This window comes from Streptomyces bobili (genome assembly GCF_002154575.1).
Taxonomy (GTDB): Bacteria; Actinomycetota; Actinomycetes; order Streptomycetales; family Streptomycetaceae; genus Streptomyces; species Streptomyces bobili.
In genome coordinates, this window is the sequence record NZ_MUBA01000841.1 from 1 (window position 1) to 1,392 (window position 1,392).

At 72.6% G+C, this 1,392-nt stretch carries 1 protein-coding gene and 1 pseudogene; one reads left to right on the forward strand and one right to left on the reverse strand.

Annotation, left to right across the window (positions count from 1 at the left end):
- Window positions 1–141: 141 nt before the first annotated feature.
- A complete protein-coding gene (locus tag BZL64_RS38085) occupies window positions 142–1,086 on the reverse strand; it encodes a LysR family transcriptional regulator (protein ID WP_086773499.1) in 945 nt (314 codons plus the stop codon).
- A 137-nt stretch (window positions 1,087–1,223) separates the two neighbouring features.
- Here BZL64_RS38085 and BZL64_RS41765 point away from each other — a divergent pair.
- Window positions 1,224–1,392 (forward strand): annotated as a pseudogene (locus BZL64_RS41765) (MFS transporter); the annotation flags it as partial.

Here is a 1,392-nt window from a genome sequence, read left to right on the forward strand (position 1 = left end):
ACGCGGTCGGGTGGGGGAGGGGATCGGTGGCAGAGGTCACCACTGCACCGTGCAGACGGCCGATGAGCGCGAGCTGTGGTCAGCCTGGGTCTGGTCTGTGAGTGGGTGGGAGGGCGCTTCCGGCGGCCGGCGCCCTGCTGCTTACCGCTGGGTCCATGCCGGCGTCCACGAGGGTGTCCAGACGCTGCTGCCGGGGCGGTCGGGTTGTGCGGAGCCGAGGTGGTTGCGGAGTGTGGCGAGTGCGGGATGCGGGTTGTCGCGGCGCCAGATCAGCGAGTGCGGGTAGACGGGTGTCGGGTCGGTCACCGGGATGCGTCGCAGGTCGTGGCCGGCGGGCCAGACGAGGCGGGTGTGCTCGCCCATGAAGGTGGCCAGGGCCGGGGTGTCGGCCACGGTGTCCAGGAGCGCGTCCGAGCCGAAGTTGGGGCCGGTCGCCTCGATGGTGAGACCGAACGTGGCGACGAGGTCGTCGTAGTAGGCGGCCCACTCGGTACCGGGGACGATGCCGGGCATCCAGATCCGGTGGCCGGCGAGTTGGGCGAGGCTCACCGAGCGGGCGCCCGCCAGCGCGTGGGCGGGGCCGGTGAGGAGCTGGAGCGGCTCGTCGAGCACCCGGACGGACTCGATGTCCTCGGGAAGGGGCCTGCCGGGCACGGCGACGGCACGGAAGGACGCGTCGATCGCGCCGGACCGGATGGCGGCGACGGCCGTCTCGATGTCGAACAGCCACACCACGTCCAGCTCGATCCCGGGGTGCGCGCGGTGGAAGCCGCGCATCAGGCCCGACGCCGCGCTGCGCGAGGCGAGCACGTCGACGCGCAGCGGACGGCTGCCGGTGCGTACGGACGCGACCGCGCGCTCGGCGACGCGCAGCAGTTCGCGCGCGTGGGGCAGGAACGCCTGCCCGTCGATGGTGAGTTCGGCGCCGCGCGCGGTGCGGGTGAACAGCCGCACGCCCAGCTCGCGCTCCAGCGCGGCGATGCGCTTGGAGACGGCCTGCTGGGTGACCGCCAGCTCGGCGGCGGCTTCCTGGAACTGTCCCGCGTCGGCGGCGGCGACGAAGGTCCGGGCGGTGTCGAGGTCCACGCCGACGCACCTTAGTGCACAACGCCAGGTTGTGGCTCTCCGGCGCATTGGTTGTTTGACCTGCTGCTGTGTTGCCAGCTTTGCTCTCACCGGTCAACGTCGGCTTGTTCAGGTGGGGCATCGGGGGTGCGCTGAGCGTGGTGGCCAGGAGACGGCTGGGCCGGAGGTTCGGGTGGCTGTGGGCGGCGTACGCGGTCAGTACGTTCGGCACGCGGCTCGCGTTCGACGCGTTCGCCCTGATCGCGATCCTCGTGCTGCACGCCGGGCCGGCCGAGGTGTCGGTGCTGGCCGCGACAGGGCTGGCGG